The organism is Promicromonospora noduliphila (assembly GCF_056951025.1).
In genome coordinates, this window is sequence record NZ_CM167806.1 from 3,378,766 (window position 1) to 3,400,939 (window position 22,174).

The window sequence follows — 22,174 nt, forward strand, 5'->3', positions numbered from 1 at the left end:
GTCTGCGTACGACCCAGTGACCCGTATCCTCCAGAAACACTCGACCACTCACACCCCCACCCACCCGTCCGAAGACCATGCGATCCGAAGACCAGGGAGAGCGGGACGCGAGGCGGCCGGTTGCCTCAGGACCCAACAGTGTGCTCAGCAAGCCCCGCCGGCGTCGACCCCCGTGTTCCAACCAGTGACAAGCACCGGCGTACTAGCGTGGGTCACCACCGAAGGTGACTCTTCGTCAATGTTCCACCCATGAGCAACCACCCCAGACACGCACGGCCTGGGCGCGGCCTCTGCCACCACCAGCCCATAAGGCTCGGTAGTGGAGACATGCTCCTTAGAAAGGAGGTGATCCAGCCGCACCTTCCGGTACGGCTACCTTGTTACGACTTAGTCCCAATCGCCAGTCCCACCTTCGACCACTCCCTCCCAAACGGGTTGGGCCGTGAGCTTCGGGTGTTACCAACTTTCGTGACTTGACGGGCGGTGTGTACAAGGCCCGGGAACGTATTCACCGCAGCGTTGCTGATCTGCGATTACTAGCGACTCCGACTTCACGGGGTCGAGTTGCAGACCCCGATCCGAACTGAGACCGGCTTTTTGGGATTCGCTCCACCTCACGGTATCGCAGCCCTCTGTACCGGCCATTGTAGCATGCGTGAAGCCCAAGACATAAGGGGCATGATGATTTGACGTCATCCCCACCTTCCTCCGAGTTGACCCCGGCAGTCTCCCATGAGTCCCCACCATCACGTGCTGGCAACATGAGACAAGGGTTGCGCTCGTTGCGGGACTTAACCCAACATCTCACGACACGAGCTGACGACAACCATGCACCACCTGTGTACGAGTGTCCAAAGAGAACCCCATCTCTGGGGCGTTCCCGTACATGTCAAGCCTTGGTAAGGTTCTTCGCGTTGCATCGAATTAATCCGCATGCTCCGCCGCTTGTGCGGGCCCCCGTCAATTCCTTTGAGTTTTAGCCTTGCGGCCGTACTCCCCAGGCGGGGCACTTAATGCGTTAGCTACGGCACAGAACCAGTGGAACTGGCCCCACACCTAGTGCCCAACGTTTACGGCATGGACTACCAGGGTATCTAATCCTGTTCGCTCCCCATGCTTTCGCTCCTCAGCGTCAGTAACTGCCCAGAGACCTGCCTTCGCCATCGGTGTTCCTCCTGATATCTGCGCATTCCACCGCTACACCAGGAATTCCAGTCTCCCCTACAGCACTCCAGTCTGCCCGTACCCGATGCAAGCCCACAGTTGAGCCATGAGATTTCACACCAGACGCGACAGACCGCCTACGAGCTCTTTACGCCCAATAATTCCGGACAACGCTTGCGCCCTACGTATTACCGCGGCTGCTGGCACGTAGTTAGCCGGCGCTTCTTCTGCAAGTACCCTCAACCCCAAAAAGAGGCCTTGTTCCCTGCTGAAAGAGGTTTACAACCCGAAGGCCGTCATCCCTCACGCGGCGTCGCTGCATCAGGCTTGCGCCCATTGTGCAATATTCCCCACTGCTGCCTCCCGTAGGAGTCTGGGCCGTGTCTCAGTCCCAGTGTGGCCGGTCGCCCTCTCAGGCCGGCTACCCGTCGACGCCTTGGTAGGCCATTACCCCACCAACAAGCTGATAGGCCGCGAGCCCATCCCCCACCGAAAAACTTTCCAATAACCCACCATGCGGCAGATACTGAATATCCGGTATTAGACCCCGTTTCCAAGGCTTATCCCGAAGTAGGGGGCAGGTTGCTCACGTGTTACTCACCCGTTCGCCACTAATCCACGGTGCAAGCACCGCTTCATCGTTCGACTTGCATGTGTTAAGCACGCCGCCAGCGTTCGTCCTGAGCCAGGATCAAACTCTCCGTAAAAGAGAAAAACACCCACACCCCACCCACAACAGGCAAAGGCACGAGCATTCAATGATACCGGCCAGACCAAACCAAAAACTAGCTGGTCCAAACCAAACAATCACGACCCCCACCAACACAACCCGCCAACCCCACCAAGGGCCAGCAGACCACGCTCGCAGAAGCCAACAAACAATTTGGCATTGACTATCAAGCACACTGTTGAGTTCTCAAACAACCGACACACACCGCCAGGACCACCATCCACCAGACGATGACCCCACCCGGGGTGGTTCCACCAATTTATCAGACCCTCTCGGACTTTTCCAAATCCCCGCCGGCCAGTAGGCCGGGCGAATTCTTCACGAATCCGAATGAATTCTGATGCCCATTTTCGCGAGCGTCAGAAGCATGAACTTCGACGATCTACGGAGGTGGGAACGCCTCCCGCTCGACGGCGACATCAGCCGCTTGATCCAGCTCGGAGAAAACCTCTGCAATTTACCTTACCATGCCTCCCAGCGCAACCATCCTGGTCAGGAGTGCTGCAGCGGGGTGCCGACTCGGCAAGCCCTCCCCGGTTCCAGAGCGCACGAGGCTACTGCTGGATCCAAGTTGGTTTCCGCCCCGGGCCGGCCAGTCGCGCTTCTCGCGCTTCCTGTCCGTGCTCCCTGCCGGGCGAACAGCAGGAACAGTACACAGCCACCGCGCACACGCCAAATCGGCCGGCCGACGGGCCCGTGAGCGGCGCGGGGACCGCGGCAGCGCTCCGCGGTGGCACGCTCGCCCGCGCGACGTTCCACGACGTCCGCACCGCTCACGAGAGGCGCCTCACGAGCGGCGCCGCGCGCCCTCACTCCACGGTGACCGACTTCGCGAGGTTCCGCGGCTTGTCCACGTCGTGCCCGAGCGTCAGTGCCGCGTGGTAGGCGAGCAACTGCAGCGGAACGGTGAGGAGCAGCGGGTCGAGCTCCCGCTCGTTGCGGGGCACGTCGATCCGCTCCGCCCGCAGCTCGCCCAGGTCCACGCCGGCGTGCGTGACGACCACGAGAGGGCCGCCGCGGGCGGCGATCTCGTGCAGGGCAGCCACGTTCCGGTCGGTCAGCTCGTCGTCGGGCACGATAGCGACCGTCGGCACCTCGGGCGAGATGAGCGCCAGCGGTCCGTGCTTCAGCTCCGACATCTGGTAGGCCTCGGCGTGCCGGTAGCTGATCTCCTTGAACTTCTGCGCACCCTCGCGCGCCACCGGGTAACCCCGGACGCGGCCGACGAAGAACAGGCTCTCGGCCGCCGCGAGCTTCTTCGCCGCCTGCGCGATCCGCTCCTCGCCGTCGAGCACCTCCTCGATCTGGGAGGGCAGCCGCTGCAGCCCGTCCACCAGCCGGCGCCCGTCGGCGACGGACAGGTCGCGCACGCGGCCTAGCTGGAGCGCCAGCAGTGCGAAGCACGCGTTCATCGTGGTGAGCGCCTTGGTGGAGGCGACGGCGATCTCCGGCCCCGCGTGCAGGTAGATCCCCCCGTCGCAGGCCCGGGCGATCGCGGAGCCGACGACGTTGACCAGCCCGATGACCCGGCCGCCCTTGCGCCGGACCTCCTCCACCGCCAGCAGCGTGTCGATCGTCTCGCCGGACTGGCTCACCGCGACGTACAGCGTGTCCGGCTCGATGACCGGGCTGCGGTAGCGGAACTCGCTCGCCGCCTCGGCGTCGGCGGGGATGCGGGCGAGCTCCTCGATGAGCGAGGCGCCCATCTGGCCAACGTAGTACGCGGAACCACAGCCGAGGATCTTGACCCGTCGGACGGCGCGCAGCTCGCGCGCGTCCATCTCCAGCCCGCCCAGGTGTGCCGTGGCGAACCGCTCGTCCAGCCGGCCGCGCAGCGCTCGCTCGACGCTGGCCGGCTGCTCGAGCATCTCGGTGTACATGCGGGGGCGGCCGTCGACCGCACCGTGCTCGTAGGCGCTCGGGTCGACGTCGACCTGGCGTGCGGCGGTCTGCGTACGCGTCAGGTCCCGGCGGAAGGTCGTGAAGCCCGATGCCGTGACGGTCGCCAGCTCGCCGTCGGCCAGGTGCGCGACCGTCGTCGTGTGGCGCACGAGCGCCGCCAGGTCGGAGGCGACGAACATCTCCTTCTCGCCGACGCCGACCAGCAGCGGGCTGCCGTTGCGCGCCACCACCACCCGGTCCGGGAAGTCGGCGTGCACGACGGCCAGCCCGTAGGTCCCCTCGACGGCGTCGAGGGCGTCGACGACCTTGCCCTCCAGCGTGTCGGCGTCGGACAGGGCGACCAGGTGGGCGAAGACCTCCGTGTCGGTGTCGCTCGTGAGCGGCACGCCCTGGTCGACGAGCCGGGCGCGCAGCGCGGCGGCGTTGTCGATGATGCCGTTGTGCACCACGGCCACCGCGCCGCTCGCGTCGGTGTGCGGGTGGGCGTTGACGTCGGTCGCCGGGCCGTGCGTGGCCCACCGGGTGTGGCCGATGCCCACGCGTCCGGGCATCCGCTTGGGCAGGACGTCGGCGAGGTCGCGGACCCGTCCGGCCCGTTTGGTCACCCGCACCTGCGAGCCGACGACGGCGACGCCCGCCGAGTCGTAGCCACGGTGCTCCAGCCGGCCGAGCGCCTCCACGAGCAGTGGGGCCGCATTCTGGCCGCCGACGTAACCGACGATTCCGCACATGATGTCGCTCCTTCGAAGTGGTGTAGGGACAGACGGATCCGCCCGCTCCATCAGCCGGCTCGGGCTCAGCCGTAGATCATCCGGCGGAGCTGCCGCTCGCTGAGCTGCGGCGCCGCGACGACCCGGTGCTCCAGCTCGGCGGCGATGCGCGCGAAGATCTCGGGGTTCTTCGCCCCGTGGGTCTTCAGCTCGGCGTGCCGCCGTCGGACGACGTCCTCCACCGGTGTGGCGTAGTAGGCGACGACGTCGCCGATCACGCGCGCCGCCTCGGCGGGCGTGAGCCCGGTGGTCGCTGCCACGTAGGCGACGAGATCGGAAGACGTCCTCATGACCGCGAGACTGGTCCATGACGATCACAAAGGGCAAATTCTTGCCCGGGATCGGGCAGGAATGCGCGCCGGGGCGCGGGACCGGCGCATCGGGCATGTCCGAGCATGCAAAGAAGGCGGCCGCCCGCTGGTCAGCGAGCGGCCGCCGTCACGCACCGGCGCGAGTGGTCAGCGGGAGGTCACTCCGACGTCGCGACCGCCAGCGTCTTCTTGCCGCGGCGCAGCACCGCGTGCTTCCCGTGGAGCAGGTCCTCGGGAGCGAGCGCCGCGTCGTCGGACGTGACCTTGACGTTGTTCACGTAGGCGCCGCCCTCCGCGATCGCGCGGCGCGCGGCGCCCTTCGACGCCACCAGCCCCGAACCGACCAGGAGGTCCGCGATCAGGTCGCCGGCCTTGGCCGTCACGCGCGGCAGCTCGGCGACGGCGCCCGCGAGCGTCCGCGCGTCGAGCTCGTCGAGCGAGCCGCGGCCGAACAGCGCCTGGCTCGCCGCGATGACCGCCTCGGTGGCGCTCGCGCCGTGCACCAGGGTGGTGACGTCACCCGCGAGCGCCTTCTGGCCCTCGCGGGCGAAGGGCCGCTCGGCCACCTCCCGCTCCAGCTCGGCGATCTCGTCGCGGGAGCGGAACGTGAACACCTTGAGGTAGTTCACGACGTCGGCGTCGGCCTGGTTGAGCCAGAACTGGTAGAAGGCGTACGGGCTGGTCATCTCCGGGTCGAGCCAGATGGACCCGCCCTCGGACTTGCCGAACTTGGTGCCGTCCGCCTTGGTGATCAGCGGTGTCGTGAGCGCGTGCGCGCTGACCCCCTCCGCCTTGCGGATCAGCTCGACGCCGGCCAGCAGGTTGCCCCACTGGTCGTTGCCGCCGAGCTGCAGGGTGATGCCGTGGCGCCGGTACAGCTCGCGGTAGTCCATGCCCTGCAGCACCTGGTAGCTGAACTCGGTGAAGCTGATGCCCTCCTCCGAGCTGAGCCGCCGGGCCACGATCTCCTTGGACAGCATGGTGCCCAGGCGGAAGTGCTTGCCGATGTCGCGCAGGAACTCGATGGCCGACATCGGGCCGGTCCAGTCCAGGTTGTTCACCATGCGCGCGGCGTTGTCGCCGTCGAAGGACAGGTGCGGCTCGATCTGCGCGCGGATGCGCTCCACCCAGCCGGCGACGATCTCGGGCGAGTTGAGTGTGCGCTCGCCCGAGTCGCGGGGGTCGCCGATGAGGCCCGTCGCGCCGCCGACCAGCAGGTACGGCCGGTGTCCGGCGTCCTGCAGCCGGCGCGCGGTGAGGATCTGGACCAGGTTGCCGATGTGCAGCGACGGCGCGGTGGGGTCGAATCCCACGTAATAGTCCACGGTTCCCTCGGACAGCGCAGAACGCAGCGCGGCCTCGTCGGTGGACTGTGCCACCAGGCCTCGCCATTGCAGCTCGTCGAGGATGTCGGTCACCGTGGTTGCTCCTTGATCGCATGCGGAAGCGGCCCGGATTGGCCGCGGGTCGGCCCACGTGGGCCACACGTCATAGTCTGCCCGAACCCAGGACCTCGGCTCGCCCGATGAGTTCCGGCGCGCCTCGTCGTCGGACACACCATGACCACCCTCACGACAGACCGGGCAGCGGCGGCCCGCGACCACCGTCACCCGGAATTCGCTACGCGCTCGCGGGCAGTGTCAGGCAGGATCGAACAGTGAACGACATCGACATGCCCCGCTGGAAGCGGAACGTCGCCCTCTTCCTGGCCGGGCAGACCATCTCCCTGTTCGGGTCGATGGTCGTCATGTACGCCGTCATGTGGCACCTGACCATCGAGACGCGGTCCGGTTCGGTGCTCATGCTGAGCATCGTGTTCGGCATGCTGCCGCAGGCGTTCGTGTCGATCTTCGGCGGCGTGTGGGCCGACCGGCATCACCGCAAGTTCCTGATCATGGGTTCCGACACCGTGATCGCCGTGGCCACGCTCGGGCTGGCGCTGCTCATGCTCAGCGGCGTCGACTCGCTCTGGGTCATCTACGCCGCGCTGGCCGTGCGGTCGGTGTTCGCGGGCATCCAGACCCCTGCGGTGAGCGCGATGATCCCGCAGATCGCCCCGACCGACCAGCTCATGCGCGTCAACGGGATGTTCCAGTCCATCCAGTCCGGGATGATGCTGCTGGCCCCCGCCCTGGCCGCGGTGATCTATGCGTCCTTCGACATCGTCACCGTGTTCTTCCTCGACGTGGTGACGGCCCTGATCGGCGTGGGGATGCTCGCGCTGGTCGCCGTGCCGCGGCTGGTCCGGTCGGACGACGGTCCGGTCAGCTACTTCGGCGACCTCGCGGCGGGGGTGCGGTACATCGGCTCGCACGCGCCGATCAAGTGGCTGATCGCGCTCTTCGCCCTGGTCATGTTCCTGGTCGGGGCGCCGAGCTATCTCACGCCGCTCATGGTCACCCGCACGTTCGGCGACGAGGTGTGGAAGCTGACCGCGAACGAGCTGTTCTGGGGTGCCGGCATGCTGCTGGGCGGCATCATCATGGCCTCCGTCGGACCGCGGATCACGCGCCGGGTGCGGCTCATGGTGGGGTCCGTGATCGTGACGGGTGTGCTGGTCGCGGGCCTTGGCGTGTCCACGAACATGTGGGTGTTCTTCACGCTGGGCCTGCTGATCGGCATCACGTTCGCCGCCCTCAACACCCCTGCGGTGACGATCATCCAGGAGCGCGTGGAGCCCGAGATGCAGGGCCGGGTGTTCGGCTTCGTCGGCATCGTCATGACGGTGGCGATGCCGCTGTCCATGGTCGTGTTCGGCCCGCTGGCCGACCAGTTCTCCGTGGAGTCGCTCCTGATCCTCGCGGGGGTGCTGCTGGTCGCGACGCTCGCCGTGATCCTCGCGGTCCCGGCGGCGCGGCGATCGCTCGCGCAGGTGGACGAGGCGCCGGCGACGGCGGACGACGCCGCTTCGGCGGAGACGGTCGGGGTCGGGGAGGCGTCGGAGGCGGCCGCACCATCCGAGGCGACGTCGTCGGAGCCGGCCGGTGAACCGGCCGAACCCGGACCGGCCTCGGAACCCGTACCGGCGGACTCCGAGCGGCGGTAGACCGCGAACCCCGCCCCGTCCCTTCCTTTCGAGACCGAGGTTTCTTGGCTTTCGGGGGGTCGAAAGCCAAGAAACCTCGGTCTCGAAGAGACGGGGCCGCATCCGGGCTCAGAACGGCACTAGGCGAAGCCGAACACCGGCCCGAACGCCACCACCACGATGGCCGCCCAGACCGCGTAGACCGGCAGGTACTGGGTCTGCCACCGCTCGATCGCGCCGAACGTGCGCTGTCCGCGGACGAAGCCGGTCGCGAGCCAGGCCGCCCAGCCGAGGTGCACCAGCAGCAGGAGGTTGAGCCCGAGCGCCGCGACCTTGTTGGCCGTGAACCCGAACTCGGCGATGCGGCTGAGCATCGCCGTCAGCGCCACCGCGTCCACCGCGAGCGCCGCGCCGAGCAGCACGAGCTGGAGCCAGTCGAAGATCCCGGGCGGGGCGAGCGGGTCGCGCGCCGAGATCGAGTACAGCAGCAGGAACAGGACCAGCACGAGGACCGCGTCCATGAGGATGAGCAGGTCGCGGTCCACCGAGGTGAGCGGCCCGTTCACGACCAGGACCACGAACATGGCCACGAGCATCACGATCGTCAGGGGCGTGAACACGCGGGTGAGCACCGGGGCGATGTTCTCGACGACGTTCTTCTTCGCCTCCACGAGCCAGGCGCCGACCATCAGCGCCCCCGGTATCGCGAACGGCAGGAGCCAGTCGGCCAGGAACGGCTCGAAGTCGACGCCGACCAGGCCGAGCACGCCGAACGTGAGGCCGATCAGCAGCCCGCCGCCGAGCTGGATCAGCGCGAGGTAGATGAGGAGCTCGCCGGTGAACCGGACGAAGTCCATGCGCCGCGCGCCGGACCGCCACGCGCCGCCCGCGTACACCACGCCGAGGAGCAGCCACAGCACCACTGGCGTGTGGGTCATCGCCAGGAGCAGGGTCATGCCCGGTTCGTCGTTGGGCCCCGACTCGAACGGGTAGAGGTTCACGACCAGCGCGAGCGCCGCGGTCACGGCGAGCAGGACCGCCGCGATACGCCAGGGCACGCGCCTCTTCCAGGCGAAGTACCCCGCGAGGAACGGCAGGACGGCGAAGACGCCGTTGCGCGCGAGCAGCAGCTCGTCGTCGCCCGCGGTGTCGAGCAGGATCTTGACCCAGATGCCCGCGGTGACGGCCAGCGCGAGCACGACGACCAGCTCGCGCCACCGGCCGCCCTCGCCCGGCTCCTCCGGGACCAGCACGAGCTGCTTCCACAGCCGCTCCGAGTGCTCCCGCGCGAACTCGCGGGACACCTCGTCGAGGTTGCCCATGCGCTTGACCGCGACGAGGAACGCCTCGTCGTCGTCGAGCCCGCTCGCGGTCAGGTCGCTGACCTGGCCGCGCAGGTGGTCCTCCATCTCGTCGACGTCGGCGGCCGAGATGGCCCGGCGGCGCTGGACGTAGCCGCGCCACTGGTCGAACTGCTCCTCCAGCGCGGCGTGCCCGGTCGCGGGGCCCGCCCCGCCGTCGGCGGTGTGCTCGCTCATCAGGCCCACCCTTCGGCGACGGCGGGGCCCGGCTGCACGTCCTGCCAGACCTGCTTCAGCGCCTCCGACACGACCGCCCACTGCTGCCGCCGCTCGGCGAGCGCCTCGCGGCCCGCACCGGTGATCGCGTAGTGCTTGCGGCGGCGTCCGACCTCGGACGTGCCCCACGTCGCCCCGACGTACCCGAGCCGTTCGAGCCGGTGGAGCAGGGGGTAGAGCATCCCGTCGGTCCACTGCATGCGGCCGCCGGAGAGCTCGTTGACGCGTTTGAGGATCGCGTAACCGTACGACTCGCCGTCGGCCAGGATGCCGAGGACGAGCGGCGTGGCCGACGCCGCGACCAGATCCTTGTCGATGTGCACCTGCACTCCTATGCCTAGTGCTGCTAGGGATCTTAACCCTAGCAGCACTAGGTATAGGTGCCCTAGGGCATCTGTGCAGGACCGGCGCAGGAACCCGGTCCGGGGGGAAGGAGTTATCGCGCTCTCGGCCGGACCGTCGCGGGGCGGTAGACCGACACGGTCGGCTCGTCGTCGAGCCAGAAGCGCCACGGGTACAGGTCGGCGCGGCCGCCGTCGCCGCTCACGCCCACGCGCGGCCCGGACAGCACGGTGCCCGACGGCGTCGTGGGCACCTCCAGCACCACCTCGCCCCGGGGATCGGTGACGTCGGCGCCGTCGTCGGACAGGTCCAGGCCGAGCGCCACCGTCAGGCGTGCCGGACCGCGGGCCAGGTCGCGGTCGGTGCGCACCACGCCGGAGGCGAGGCGCCGGGTCCGGGCGAGCGTCACGCCGTCCGGACCCGGTCCCGTCACCTCGCCGGCCCGCAGCAGGACCGCCGACGCCGTCCCCTGGGGCCCGCAGACCACGTTGGCGCAGTAGTGCAGCCCCAGGTGCCGGTAGACGTACAGGCGCCCCGGCTCGCCGAACATCGTCGCGTTGCGCCGGTTCAGGCCGCGGAACGCGTGGGAGCCGGGGTCGGTCGGCCCGTCGTACGCCTCGACCTCGGTGAGGCGCAGCGCCACGGCCCCCTCGGGCGTCCGCCGGGTCAGGACGGCGCCCAGCAGGTCGCGCGCGACGTCGACGACGGAGCGGTCGAAGAACTCGCGGTCCGGGACGATCATGGCCACCTCACTCGCCTCGCTCGTCGGATGTCCGCCGCGGGAACGCGATCCGGCATGGTTCTGGCGGCTTGAGCATGCCAGATCGCGTTCTCGCGGCGGACCTTCAGATGGGGGTGCCGACGCCGTTCAGGCGGAGGTCGGCGCGGGCGCGGGTGTCCTCCCGCGCGAAGTGTTCCGCCTCGTCGGCCATCCAGCGCAGCCAGTGGTCGCGCGCGTCCTCGCCGTCACGCGCCAGGCCGCGGCGCAGCCGCTCGGCGTCGTCCGCCTCCACCCAGATCCGGAACGCGCCCAGCGCGTCCACCTGGCGCGCGGCCGCGCCGCAGCCCTCCACCACCAGGTGGGCCGACGGCGGGACGTCGTGCCACTCGGCCCACGCGCCGTCGACCCAGTCGTAGCGCCGGTAGCGGACCGGCTCCCCCGCGGCCAGCGGGTCAAGGACCCAGCGGCGGAGGTTGACGGCGCCGCCGTCCGGGCCGCCCGCCCAGCCCTCGTAGAGGTCGTCCATGTGGATCACGGGGGCTTCCAGCGCGTCGCCGAGCTGGGCGGCCAGCGTCGTCTTGCCGGACCCCGCCGGCCCGTCGACGACGACGAGCCGCGCGTCGGCGACCCGAACCAGCTCGAGCACGTCCCCGAGCACCGCAGGCGATACGGTCATCCACCCTCCTGACATCGGTCTACCCAGCGATTGTGCCCGGAACCCGCTCCGGATCCGGGCACAATCGCTGGGTAGCGCGGAGCACTGGTGCGGCCCGGACACTCGCCCCGGACACCGACGACGCGAACGGTCGGCAGGGACGCGAACGGTCGGCGGGTCGGCTACTTCGGGTCCGCCCAGAAGCGGAACTCCGTCGAGCGTTCCTTGGCCGCCTCGATCTGTTCCGCCACGCGCGCCGGGGCGGTGCCGCCCACCGCGTCGCGCGAGGCCAGGGAGCCCTCGACCGAGAGCACGCCCCGCACCTCTGGCGTGAGGTGCTCCGAGATCTTGGCGAGGTCGTCGTCGGACAGGTCCCACAGCTCGATGCCGCGCGCCTCGCACTCCTGCACGCACGCGCCGGCCACCTCGTGCGCCACCCGGAACGGCACGCCCTGGCGCACGAGCCACTCCGCGATGTCGGTCGCCAGGGAGAAGCCCTGCGGGGCGAGCTCGGCCATCCGGTCGGTGTCGAAGACCATGGTGCGCACCATGCCGGTGAACGCGGGCAGCACCGTGGTGAGCGTCGCCACCTGGTCGAACACCGGCTCCTTGTCCTCCTGGAGGTCGCGGTTGTACGCGAGCGGGAGGCCCTTGAGGGTGGTGAGCAGGCCCGTGAGGTCGCCGATCACGCGCCCGGCCTTACCGCGGGCCAGCTCGGCGATGTCCGGGTTCTTCTTCTGCGGCATGATCGACGAGCCCGTGGACCACGCGTCGTCCAGGCGGACGAACCCGAACTCCTTGGTGTTCCAGAGGATGACCTCCTCCGCGATCCGCGACAGGTCCACCGCGATCATCGCGGCGACGAACGCGAACTCCGCGGCCACGTCGCGCGAGGCGGTGCCGTCTATCGAGTTCTCGACCGGGCCGCCCTCCAGGCCCAGGTCGGCGGCGACGGCCGCCGGGTCCAGGCCGAGCGACGAGCCCGCGAGCGCCCCCGAGCCGTAGGGCGACTTCGAGGCGCGCACGTCCCAGTCGAGGAACCGGTCGACGTCGCGCAGCAGCGGCCAGGCGTGGGCCAGCAGGTGGTGCGCCAGCAGGACGGGCTGGGCGTGCTGGAGGTGTGTACGCCCGGGCATGGGGGCGTTCCCTGCGGCGACGGCCTGGGTGATCAGCTCGTCCACGAGGTCGAGCACCTGCGTGCCGATCGTGCGCGCCTGGTCGCGCAGGTACAGCCGCACCAGCGTGGCGATCTGGTCGTTGCGGGACCGGCCCGCGCGCAGCTTGCCGCCCAGCTCGTCCCCGGCGCGCTCCAGCAGGCCGCGTTCGAGGGCGGTGTGCACGTCCTCGTCGTCGAGCACCGGGAGGAAGGCGCCCGAGGCGACGTCCTGCTCCAGCATGTCCAGCGCATCGATCATCCGGGCCAGCTCGGGCTCGGTGAGCAGGCCGGCAGCCGCCAGCACGCGGGCGTGCGCCTTCGAGCCTGCGATGTCGTAGGGCGCGAGGCGCCAGTCGAAGTGCGTCGACTGGGACAGCGCGGCGAGCTCGGGCGCTGGGCCGCCGGCGAAGCGGCCGCCCCAGAGAGCCACCTTCTCGCCCGACGGCGCCCCGACGGCGCCCGGCGTCCGGCCCGCGACGGCGTCCGACGTTGGTTTGCCGGACGGCGAACCGCCCGACGCCGAACCACCGGACGCCGGCCCGCCGGATGCCGGGCCGTTCGCGGGCAGGCCGCCGTCCGACGGCAAGCTCTCCCCCGGGCCCGGCCCGGCCCCCGCCGCGGAACCGTCCGGTGCCGACCCGTCCGGGGCCCCGCCGTCCTGCTCGCTCACAGCGCCCCCGCCTTCAGCTCCGCCGGGGCCCCGAGGTCCACGCCGTTGCCGAACCGCTCGTCGCGCGCGGCGGCGAGCTTGGCCGTGAGGCCGTAGATCTCGATGAAACCGCGGGCCTGCGACTGGTCGAACGCGTCGCCCTCGTCGTAGGTGGCGAGGTTGAAGTCGTACAGCGACTGCTCCGAGCGGCGCCCCGTCACGGTGGCCCGGCCGCCGTGCAGCACCATGCGGATGTCGCCGGACACGTACTTCTGGGTGTCGTCGACGAACACGTCCAGGGACTTCTTCAGGGGCGAGAACCACATGCCGTCGTAGACGAGCTCGCTCCAGCGCTGCTCCACCTGGCGCTTGAACCGGGCCTGCTCACGCTCCAGCGTCACGTTCTCCAGCTCCTGGTGCGCCGTGATGAGGGCTATCGCGCCGGGGGCCTCGTAGATCTCGCGGGACTTGATGCCTACCAGGCGGTCCTCGACGATGTCGATGCGGCCAACGCCCTGCGCGCCGGCGCGGCGGTTCATCTCCTGGATCGCCTGCAGCGGCGTGACGGCCACGCCGTCGATCGCCACGGGCACGCCCTGGTCGAAGGTGATGATCACCTCGTCGGCGACCGGCGGGAACGTCGGGTCGTCCGTGTAGGAGTAGACGTCCTTGGTGGGCTCGTTCCAGATGTCCTCGAGGAAGCCCGTCTCCACGGCGCGGCCCCACACGTTCTGGTCGATCGAGAACGGGTTGCTCTTGGTGGTCGCGATGGGGAGCTTGTTGCGCTCCGCGTACTCGATGGCCTTCTCGCGGGTCAGGGCCAGGTCGCGCACCGGGGCGATCGACTTCAGGTCGGGCGCGAGCGACGTGGTGGCCACCTCGAACCGCACTTGGTCGTTGCCCTTGCCCGTGCAGCCGTGCGCCACGGTGGAGGCGCCGAACTGGCGCGCCGCGCGCACCAGGTGCTTCACGATGACGGGTCGCGAGATGGCGGAGACCAGCGGGTAGCGGTCGAGGTACAGGCCGTTGGCCCGCAGCGCGGGCATGCAGTACTCGGCGGCGAACTCGTCGCGCGCGTCGGCGATGTACGCCTCGACGGCGCCGCAGTCCAGCGCGCGCTGGCGGATGACGTTCATGTCCTCGCCGCCCTGGCCGACGTCGACGGCCACGGCGACCACCTCGGCCCCGGTGGCCTCGGCGATCCAGCCGATGGCGACGGAGGTGTCCAGGCCGCCCGAGTAGGCGAGCACGACGCGTTCAGTCATGATTGACGATCTCTTTCCGGTGGTGGTGACAGGTGCGATTCTTGTGTGTTCTCAGGCGGTCAGCGCGAGGAAGCGGCCGGCCAGCGCCGCGCCGTCGGCGTCACGGGCGATGACCAGGATCGTGTCGTCCCCCGCGATGGTGCCGAGCATCCCCGGGAACACCGAGTGGTCGATCGCCGAGGCGAGCAGGTTGGCCGCGCCCGGCGGGGTGCGCAGCACCACGAGGTTGCCCGACGACTCCGCCGACACCAGCAGCTCCCTGGCCAGCCGGGCCAGCCGCGCGGACAGGTACTCCTCGCTCGCGTCCGACTGCGCGCTGCGGTCCCCGCCCTCGCCGGGCACCGCATAGACGAGCGTGCCGTCCGAGCCGCGCACCTTCTCGGCCTGCAGCTCGATCAGGTCGCGCGAGAGCGTGCCCTGCGTGACGCTCACACCGCCGGCCGCCAGGGCGTCGGCCAGCTCGGCCTGCGAGTGGATGGCGTTCCGGGCCACGATCTCGGTGATCCGGGCGTGCCGGGCCGCCTTCGTCGTCGCCGTCTGCTTGGTGACCATCAGCTCTGCTCCAACAGCCAGGCCAGCAGCGCCTTCTGCGCGTGCAGGCGGTTCTCGGCCTCGTCCCAGACCACGGACTGCGGCCCGTCGATGACCTCTGCGGTGATCTCCTTGCCGCGGTAGGCCGGCAGGCAGTGCAGCACCAGCGCGTCCTGGGCGGCCTTCGCGAGCAGGTCGGCGGAGAGCTGGAAGTCCTGGAACCGGCCGGCCCGCTCGTCTGCCTCTGCCTCGTCGCCCATCGACACCCACGTGTCGGTGGCCACGACGTCGGCACCCGACACGGCATCGGCGGCCGACGTCGTCACGGTCACCGAGCCGCCCGTCGCCGCGGCGCGCTCGCGCGCCCGGGCGACCACGGCGCCGTCGGGCAGAAAGCCCTCCGGGCCCGCGACGCGCACGTGCAGGCCAGCCGTGGCGCCGCCCAGCAGGTACGAGCTCGCCATGTTGTTCGCGGCGTCGCCCACGTAGGCGAACGTGGTGCCGGGCAGGGCGTCCAGGCCGCGGTGCTGCGCCACCGTGAGCAGGTCGGCGAGGATCTGGCACGGGTGGAACCGGTCGGTGAGCGCGTTGATCACGGGCACGCGCGAGACGGCGGCCATCTCCTCGATGCGCTCCTGGCCGAAGGTGCGCCACACGATCGAGGCAACCTGCCGGTCGAGCACGCGCGTGGTGTCCGCGATGGACTCGCGCACGCCGATCTTGGCGAGGTTGCCGTCCACGATCAGCGGGAAGCCGCCGAGCTCCGCGATGCCCGTGGCGAACGACACCTGCGTGCGCAGCGTGGGCTTGTCCGTGATGAAGGCGACGGCGCGCGGGCCGTCCAGCGGGCGCCGGGCGAAGCGGTCGGCACGCAGGGCCAGGCCGAGCTCCAGGACGGCCTTCTGCTCGGCCGGCGTCAGGTCGTCGTCGCGCAGGAAGTGGCGGGTCATGCGAGATCCTCCGTGGTCTCGACGGGCTCCAGCGAAGCGAAGAAGCGGGCGGCCTCCGTGGCCTGCTCCGCGGTCAGGATCAGGGGCGGGGCGAGCCGGATCGCGTCGGGCGCCACGGCGTTCACGATGAGCCCCGCGTCCAGCGCCGCCCTGGCCACCTGCGGCGCGACGGGCTCGTTCAGCACGACGGCGAGCAGCAGCCCGCGCCCGCGGACCTCCTTGACCAGCCGGCTGCCGCACAGCTCGATCTCCTGGCGCAGCAGCGCCCCGACCTCCCGCACGCTCGCCAGCAGGCCGTCGCGCTCGATCACGCCGATCGTCGCGAGCGCCGCCGCCGCGGCGACGGGGTTGCCGCCGAAGGTGCTGCCGTGCTGGCCGCGGCCCAGCAGGTGCGCGGCCTCGCCGTACGCGATCACCGCACCGACGGGGAAGCCGCCGCCGAGGCCCTTGGCGACTGCGACGACATCGGGCACGATGCCGCCGCCGATCTCAGGCTGCTGGTAGGCGAACCAGGAGCCGCACCGGCCCATGCCGGTCTGGACCTCGTCCAGGACGAGCAGCGCGCCGTGTGTCTTGGTCAGCCGGCGGGCGGCCGCGAGGTAGCCCGGCGGCAGCGGCCGCACGCCCGCCTCGCCCTGCACCGGCTCGACCACCAGCGCCGCGACCTCGCCGCGCTCGGCGACGGCCTGGGGCGTGAACGCGGCGTCCAGGGCCGCGAGGTCGCCGAACGGGAGGTGCTCGACGCCGCCCGGCAGCGGCTCGAACGGCTCCCGGTAGGCGGCCTTGGCGGTCAGCGCGAGCGCCCCCATGGACCGGCCGTGGAAGCCGCCCTCCAGGGCGAGCACCCGCGTGCGCGTCCCCACACCGGACGACGTCGCGACGCGGCGCGTCATCTTGAACGCCGCCTCGACCGCCTCCGTGCCGGAGTTGGTCAGGAACACGCGCGACCCGTCGGGCGCCTCGGCGGCCCGCAGCAGCGTCTCGGCCAGCGCGATCTGCGCCGGCGTGCCGAAGAAGTTCGAGACGTGCCCCAGCGTGCCGAGCTGGGCGCTGATCGCCGCCGTGAGCGTGGGGTGGGCGTGGCCCAGCGCGTTCACGGCGATGCCGGCGAGCAGGTCGAGGTAGCGCTTGCCGTCGGCGTCCCACACGTACGCGCCCTCGCCGCGCACCAGCACGCGCTGCGGCGGGCCGAACGTGTCCATGACAGCGCCCGTGTACCGCTCGGTCCAGGCGGCGACCGAGCCGCTCGTGGACAGGGCGGTGCCCTCTGCGGGAATCACCGTGCTCATGCCGTGACACCTTCCCTCGTGGTCGCGGCCGCCGCCGGGACCACCATCGTCCCGTTGCCCCGCGTGGTGAAGACCTCCAGCAGCACGCTGTGCGGCTGGCGGCCGTCGATGACCGTCGCGGCGGCCACCCCGCCCTCGACGGCGCGCAGGCACGCCTCCATCTTCGGCACCATCCCCGACTCCAGGCCAGGCAGGAGCTCCGACAGCTCGGGCGCCGTGATCCGCTCCACCAGCGAGCCGCGGTCCGGCCAGGCCGTGTAGAGCCCCTCGACGTCGGTCAGCACGATGAGCTTCTTGGCGCCCAGGGCCACCGCGAGCGCCGAGGCGGCGGTGTCCGCGTTCACGTTCAGCACCTGGGTCGGGTCGTCCTTGTCGGGCGCGATCGTGGAGACCACGGGGATGCGCCCGGCCTCCAGCAGGTCCTCGACGGCGCGCGGGTCCACCTGCACGACGTCGCCCACCAGGCCGACGTCCACGGGCTCGCCCTGGACGACCGCGTGCCGGCGCTCGGCGCCGAGCAGGCCGCCGTCCTCCCCGGACAGGCCGACGGCGACCGGGCCGTGCGCGTTGATCAGGCCCACCAGCTCGCGGCTGACCTGGCCGGTCAGGACCATCCGGACGACCTCCATCGCCTCGGGCGTGGTGACGCGCAGGCCACCCTTGAACTCCGAGGCGATGCCGAGCCGGTCGAGCATGGCGTTGATCTGCGGCCCCCCGCCGTGCACGACGACGGGGCGCAGCCCCACCTGCCGCAGGAACACCATGTCCTGGGCGAACGCGGCCTTGAGCGTGTCGTCGACCATGGCGTTGCCGCCGTACTTGACCACCACGAGCGCGCCGGAGAACTCCTGCAGCCAGGGCAGGGCCTCGATCAGCACCTCCGCCTTCTGGTCGGGGCGCAGCCCGTTGACGATGTCGCTGCTCATGAGCTGTACGCGCTGTTCTCGTGGAGGTAGGCGTGCGTCAGGTCGTTGGTCCAGAGCGTGACCTCGGCGTCGCCGGCATGCAGGTCGACGGTGATGGTCACGTCCCGTGCCGCCGCCATGTCGACCTTCTCGCGGGGCTCGTGGGCGCCGCCCGCCTGGCACACCATGACGCCGTTGACGCTCACGTCGAGCTCGGCCGGGTCGTAGGGCGCCACGTCCTCCGGCACCGTGCCGACCTGGGAGAGGATGCGGCCCCAGTTGGGGTCGTTGCCGAAGATCGCGGCCTTGACCAGGTTGGACCGGCTCACCGCACGAGCCACGGCGAGCGCCGCGTCCTCGGTGGTGGCGTTCGTGACGGTGATGGCGATGTCGTGGGAGGCACCCTCGGCGTCGGCCACGAGCTGGCGGGCCAGGTCGGCGCAGACCGCTGTGACGGCCTCGGTGAGCGCGTCCAGGCCCGGCGTGACGCCGGAGGCCCCCGAGGCCATGAGCACAACGGTGTCCGAGGTGGACATGGCGCCGTCGGAGTCGACACGGTCGAAGGTGACGCGCGTCGCGGCCCGCAGGGCGGCGTCGGCGTCCCCGGCCGGGACGACGGCGTCCGTGGTCACCACGCACAGCATGGTCGCCAGGGCGGGGGCCAGCATGCCTGCACCCTTGGCCATCCCGCCGACGGTGAAGGTGCCCGACGGCGTCTCGACGGTGCGCACAGCGGTCTTGGCGACGGTGTCGGTGGTCATGATGGCGGTGGCGGCGGCCTGGCCTCCGGCCTCGTCCGCCGTGAGGGCGCCGACCGCGACGGGGATGCCCGCCAGCAGCTTGTCGGCGGCGAGCCGCACGCCGATCAGGCCGGTCGAGCCCACCAGCACGTCGATGGCGCCGATCCCGAGCTCGCTCGCCACCTTCTCCGCCGTCGCGTGCGCGTCCTGGAACCCGCCCGGCCCGGTGCACACGTTGGCGCCGCCCGAGTTGAGCACGACGGCGCGCGCCACGCCGTCCTTCACGGCCTGCCGGGACCACATCACGGGCGCGCCGACCACGCGGTTGCTCGTGAACACCGCGGCGGCGGTGTACTCGGGGCCGTCGTTGACCACGAGGGCCAGGTCCGGGTTGCCGGACTCCTTGAGGCCGGCGGTGACGCCCGCGGCGCGGAACCCGCGCGCCGCGGTGACTCCCCCAGCCGGCGTCGCCGCCGTCGTTGCTCCATCGGTCACGGCGCGACTCCTTCGGTGATGAGGCCGGCGGTCTCCCGCAGGCCGAGGGCGAGGTTCATGGACTGGACGGCGGCGCCGGCGGTCCCCTTGACCAGGTTGTCGATGGCGGTAACCGTGACGACCCGGCGGGCGGCCTCGTCGACCGCGACCTGCACGCAGGCCGTGTTGGCGCCGAGCGTCATCGCGGTGCTGGGCCACTGGCCCTCCGGCAGCAGGTGCACGAACGGCTCGTCGGCGTAGGCGGCCTCCCACGCGGCACGGACCTGCTCTGGGTCGGCGCCCGCGGCCAGCGGCGCCGTCGCCGTGGCGAGGATGCCGCGCGCCATGGGCACAAGGGTGGGCGTGAAGCTGATGGTCACCTCGGGCGCGCCGGCGGCCCGCAGGTTCTGCCGGATCTCGGGGATGTGCCGGTGCGTGCCGCCCACGGCGTACGGCTGCGCGGAGCCGAGCGCCTCGCTCGCCAGGAGGTGCGGCTTGAGCGCCTTGCCCGCGCCGGAGTAGCCGTTGGCCAGCACGGCCACGATGTCGGTGGGCTCGACCATCCCGGCCGCGACGCCCGGCTGCAGGCCCAGCGTCACGGCGGTGACGTTGCAGCCCGGCACGGCGATGCGGCGCGTGCCGGCGAGCTTGTCGCGCTGGCGGGCGGCGGTCGCGACGTCGGCGCCGGGCGTCTCGGCGCAGATGAGCTCGGGCAGCCCGTACGGCCAGGTCCCGGCGTGCGTCGAACCGTAGAACTGCTCCCAGTCGCCCGCCGACTCCAGCCGGTGGTCGGCACCCAGGTCGACGACGAGGACGTCGTCCGGGAGCTGGGCCGCCACCTGGCCCGACGCGCCGTGCGGCAGGCCGAGCACGACGACGTCGTGCCCCCGCAGCGCATCCGGCGTGGTGGGCTCGAGGATGCGGTGGGCGAGGCCGCGCAGGTGCGGCTGGACCTCACCGAGGCTCGACCCCGCGCTCGCGTGCGCGGTGAGCGTGCCGATCTCGACGAACGGGTGCGCCGCGAGGAGACGCAGGACCTCCCCGCCCGCGTACCCGGACGCACCCGCGACGGCGACTCGGACGAGCTGGCTGCTGGACATATTCGGAACTATACATAGTTATGCAGCGGGGGCGAAACCCGCGTCCGTCAGTCCTGGTGCAGCGGCAGGTACATCACGTGCAGCCCCGTGTACCCGTGCGACGGCGAGCGGAACGCGCCAGGCACCGTGCCGACGATCTCGAACCCGAGCGCCTGCCACAGGTGCACGGCCGCCGCGTTGGACTCGACCACGGCGTTGAACTGGATGCCGCGGAACCCCTGCTCCCGGTGCCAGGCGATCACGTGCTCGCCCAGGGCGCGGCCCACCCCGCGCCCGCGGGCGGCGTCCGACACCATGAACGACGCCGTGCCCACGTGGGCGCCGTTCCCCGGGCGGTTGGGGCCCATCTTGGCGGTGCCGAGCACCTCGCCGTCCTCCTCGAGCACCACGGTGGCGCCCGGCGGCCGCTCGATCCAGTACGCGCGGGCGGTCGGCTCGTCGATGTCGACGGGGTACGTGTAGGTCTCGCCCGCGCGGCACACGGCCTCGATGATGGGCCAGACGGCGGGCCAGTCGGACTCGGCGAAGGGGCGGATGTCTCGGCTCACGCCGCACAAGCTACCCGCGACCGGGCGCGTGGTTAGGCTCGACCCATGCACGCAGTCGTAGCCCGTGAGGCGGGCGGTCCAGAGGTCCTGTCGTACACCGAGCTCCCCGACCCGACGCCGGGCCCGGGCCAGCTCCTGGTCCGCGTCGCGGCGGCGGGCGTGAACTTCGTCGACACCTACCGCCGCGGCGGCGTGTACCCGATGGAGTACCCGCACGTGGTGGGCGTCGAGGGCGCCGGAACGGTCGAGGCCCTCGGCGACGGCGTCGCCGGCTTCGCCGTCGGCGACCGTGTGGCCTGGCACGACGGACCCGGCTCGTACGCAGAGCTCGTGGCCGTTGACGCCACGGGGGCGGTGCACGTGCCCGACGGGCTCGACCTGACCGACGCCGCGGCGCTGCCCCTGCAGGGCATCACCGCGCACTACCTCGTGCGCTCCACCTTCGAGGTGCAGCCGGGCCACGACGTGCTGCTCCACGCCGGCGCCGGCGGCGTGGGCCTGCTGGCCACCCAGCTCGCCGTCGCGCGCGGCGGGCGGGTCCTGACCACGGTCTCGACGCCGGAGAAGGCCGCACTGTCCGCGGCGGCCGGCGCCGCGCACACCATCGACTACGCGGCCATGGCCGACCTCACCACCGAGCTGCCCGCGCTCGTCCGCGAGCTCACCGACGGCCACGGCGTGCACGTCGTGTACGACGGCGTCGGCCGGACCACCTTCGAGGCGTCCCTCGCCTCGCTGCGCCCCCGGGGGATGCTGGTCCTGTTCGGCGCTGCCTCCGGTCCGGTGCCGCCGTTCGACCCGCAGCGCCTCAACCGTGCCGGCTCCCTCTACCTCACGCGGCCGACGAGCGCGCACTACACGCTCACGCGCAGCGAGGTGGAGTGGCGCACGTCCGAGGTGTTCGGGTCCGCCCTGTCGGGGGACCTGGAGGTCCGCGTCGGCGCCACCTACACGCTGTCCGACGCCGAGGCGGCGCACCGGGCGCTGGAGGGGCGGGCGACCACCGGGAAGGTGCTGCTGGTGCCTTGAGGCGCAGGCGGGCGCGTCGAGTGTGGACGCCATGCACCACCTCCGGGCGGCACCTCCGGGCGGGTGCACTAGGGCGGTTGCACCAGGTCGGTCCGCTGCGCCGAGATCGGTCTATTGCCCTCAGGTCGGTCGGTTGCATCGAGATCGGTCCAGTGATGGACCGATCTCGATGCAACCGACCGAACTCACCGTGCGAACGAGGCAACCGACCGAGCTCGGCGAGTCCTCTCCGGCCCCAGGATCGGTCCAACGTTGGACCGGATACCCCGCCCGCCCATCACCGCTACCAACTGCCTCTTTACAGGGCGCGGCCGGATCGCGACAATTCACCCGTCGGGTCG

The 22,174-nt window shown here is 70.9% G+C and carries 18 protein-coding genes and 1 rRNA gene; 2 read left to right on the top strand and 17 right to left on the bottom strand.

All coding sequences use genetic code 11. The annotated features are described in order from the left end of the window. Positions 1-338 precede the first annotated feature (338 nt). The 4 genes from AC0QU1_RS14865 to tyrS all read right to left on the bottom strand — a co-directional run bounded on the left by AC0QU1_RS14865 (position 339) and on the right by tyrS (position 6,295). A 16S ribosomal RNA gene (locus AC0QU1_RS14865) occupies positions 339-1,871 on the bottom strand. Between the two features lie 832 nt (positions 1,872-2,703). Continuing rightward, entirely contained in the window at positions 2,704-4,527 is a 1,824-nt protein-coding gene (glmS, locus tag AC0QU1_RS14870) for a glutamine--fructose-6-phosphate transaminase (isomerizing) (protein WP_483570341.1), read from the bottom strand. A gap of 65 nt (positions 4,528-4,592) precedes the next feature. Further along, on the bottom strand, positions 4,593-4,856 hold the full coding sequence (locus AC0QU1_RS14875; RefSeq protein WP_483570342.1) for a hypothetical protein: 264 nt from the start codon (positions 4,854-4,856) through the stop codon (positions 4,593-4,595). Positions 4,857-5,035: 179 nt separating this feature from the next. After that, the gene (tyrS, locus tag AC0QU1_RS14880) at positions 5,036-6,295 is read right to left on the bottom strand and encodes a tyrosine--tRNA ligase (RefSeq protein ID WP_483570344.1); all 1,260 of its coding nucleotides are present in this window, start codon (positions 6,293-6,295) and stop codon (positions 5,036-5,038) included. A gap of 239 nt (positions 6,296-6,534) precedes the next feature. Between tyrS and AC0QU1_RS14885 the strand changes: the two genes are divergently transcribed. Then, entirely contained in the window at positions 6,535-7,923 is a 1,389-nt protein-coding gene (locus tag AC0QU1_RS14885) for an MFS transporter (protein ID WP_483570346.1), read from the top strand. Between the two features lie 119 nt (positions 7,924-8,042). Here AC0QU1_RS14885 and AC0QU1_RS14890 read toward each other — a convergent pair whose 3' ends face one another. The 13 genes from AC0QU1_RS14890 to AC0QU1_RS14950 form a co-directional block, all read right to left on the bottom strand. Further along, entirely contained in the window at positions 8,043-9,440 is a 1,398-nt protein-coding gene (locus tag AC0QU1_RS14890) for a permease prefix domain 1-containing protein (protein ID WP_483570347.1), read from the bottom strand. Continuing rightward, positions 9,440-9,802: a PadR family transcriptional regulator gene (locus AC0QU1_RS14895; protein ID WP_483570349.1), complete on the bottom strand. Its 363-nt coding sequence runs from the start codon at positions 9,800-9,802 to the stop codon at positions 9,440-9,442. The genes AC0QU1_RS14890 and AC0QU1_RS14895 overlap by 1 nt, the downstream gene beginning before the upstream one ends. A gap of 113 nt (positions 9,803-9,915) precedes the next feature. After that, positions 9,916-10,563, bottom strand: a complete 648-nt coding sequence (locus AC0QU1_RS14900; protein ID WP_483576701.1) for a DNA-3-methyladenine glycosylase — start codon at positions 10,561-10,563, stop codon at positions 9,916-9,918. Between the two features lie 103 nt (positions 10,564-10,666). Next, positions 10,667-11,218: a uridine kinase family protein gene (locus AC0QU1_RS14905; RefSeq protein ID WP_483570351.1), complete on the bottom strand. Its 552-nt coding sequence runs from the start codon at positions 11,216-11,218 to the stop codon at positions 10,667-10,669. 161 nt (positions 11,219-11,379) lie between these two features. Beyond that, complete coding sequence (argH, locus tag AC0QU1_RS14910) at positions 11,380-12,783, bottom strand: argininosuccinate lyase (protein ID WP_483576702.1); 1,404 nt, start codon at positions 12,781-12,783, stop codon at positions 11,380-11,382. A 236-nt stretch (positions 12,784-13,019) separates the two neighbouring features. Continuing rightward, the gene (locus AC0QU1_RS14915; protein ID WP_483570352.1) at positions 13,020-14,267 is read right to left on the bottom strand and encodes an argininosuccinate synthase; all 1,248 of its coding nucleotides are present in this window, start codon (positions 14,265-14,267) and stop codon (positions 13,020-13,022) included. 51 nt (positions 14,268-14,318) lie between these two features. Beyond that, complete coding sequence (locus AC0QU1_RS14920; RefSeq protein WP_483570353.1) at positions 14,319-14,819, bottom strand: arginine repressor; 501 nt, start codon at positions 14,817-14,819, stop codon at positions 14,319-14,321. Beyond that, entirely contained in the window at positions 14,819-15,748 is a 930-nt protein-coding gene (argF, locus tag AC0QU1_RS14925; RefSeq protein ID WP_483570354.1) for an ornithine carbamoyltransferase, read from the bottom strand. Before argF ends, AC0QU1_RS14920 begins: the two co-directional genes overlap by 1 nt. Beyond that, positions 15,745-17,037, bottom strand: coding sequence for an acetylornithine transaminase (locus tag AC0QU1_RS14930; protein ID WP_483570356.1), 1,293 nt, complete (start codon positions 17,035-17,037; stop codon positions 15,745-15,747). Before AC0QU1_RS14930 ends, argF begins: the two co-directional genes overlap by 4 nt. Further along, entirely contained in the window at positions 17,034-17,963 is a 930-nt protein-coding gene (gene argB / locus AC0QU1_RS14935) for an acetylglutamate kinase (RefSeq protein WP_483570357.1), read from the bottom strand. Before argB ends, AC0QU1_RS14930 begins: the two co-directional genes overlap by 4 nt. Beyond that, the gene (argJ, locus tag AC0QU1_RS14940; RefSeq protein ID WP_483570358.1) at positions 17,960-19,177 is read right to left on the bottom strand and encodes a bifunctional glutamate N-acetyltransferase/amino-acid acetyltransferase ArgJ; all 1,218 of its coding nucleotides are present in this window, start codon (positions 19,175-19,177) and stop codon (positions 17,960-17,962) included. The genes argB and argJ overlap by 4 nt, the downstream gene beginning before the upstream one ends. Further along, on the bottom strand, positions 19,174-20,256 hold the full coding sequence (argC, locus tag AC0QU1_RS14945; RefSeq protein ID WP_483570359.1) for an N-acetyl-gamma-glutamyl-phosphate reductase: 1,083 nt from the start codon (positions 20,254-20,256) through the stop codon (positions 19,174-19,176). Before argC ends, argJ begins: the two co-directional genes overlap by 4 nt. Positions 20,257-20,303: 47 nt before the next feature. Beyond that, positions 20,304-20,804, bottom strand: coding sequence for a GNAT family N-acetyltransferase (locus AC0QU1_RS14950; protein ID WP_483570360.1), 501 nt, complete (start codon positions 20,802-20,804; stop codon positions 20,304-20,306). Between the two features lie 45 nt (positions 20,805-20,849). Between AC0QU1_RS14950 and AC0QU1_RS14955 the strand changes: the two genes are divergently transcribed. Beyond that, entirely contained in the window at positions 20,850-21,833 is a 984-nt protein-coding gene (locus AC0QU1_RS14955; protein ID WP_483570361.1) for a quinone oxidoreductase family protein, read from the top strand. The last annotated feature ends 341 nt before the right edge of the window (positions 21,834-22,174 follow it).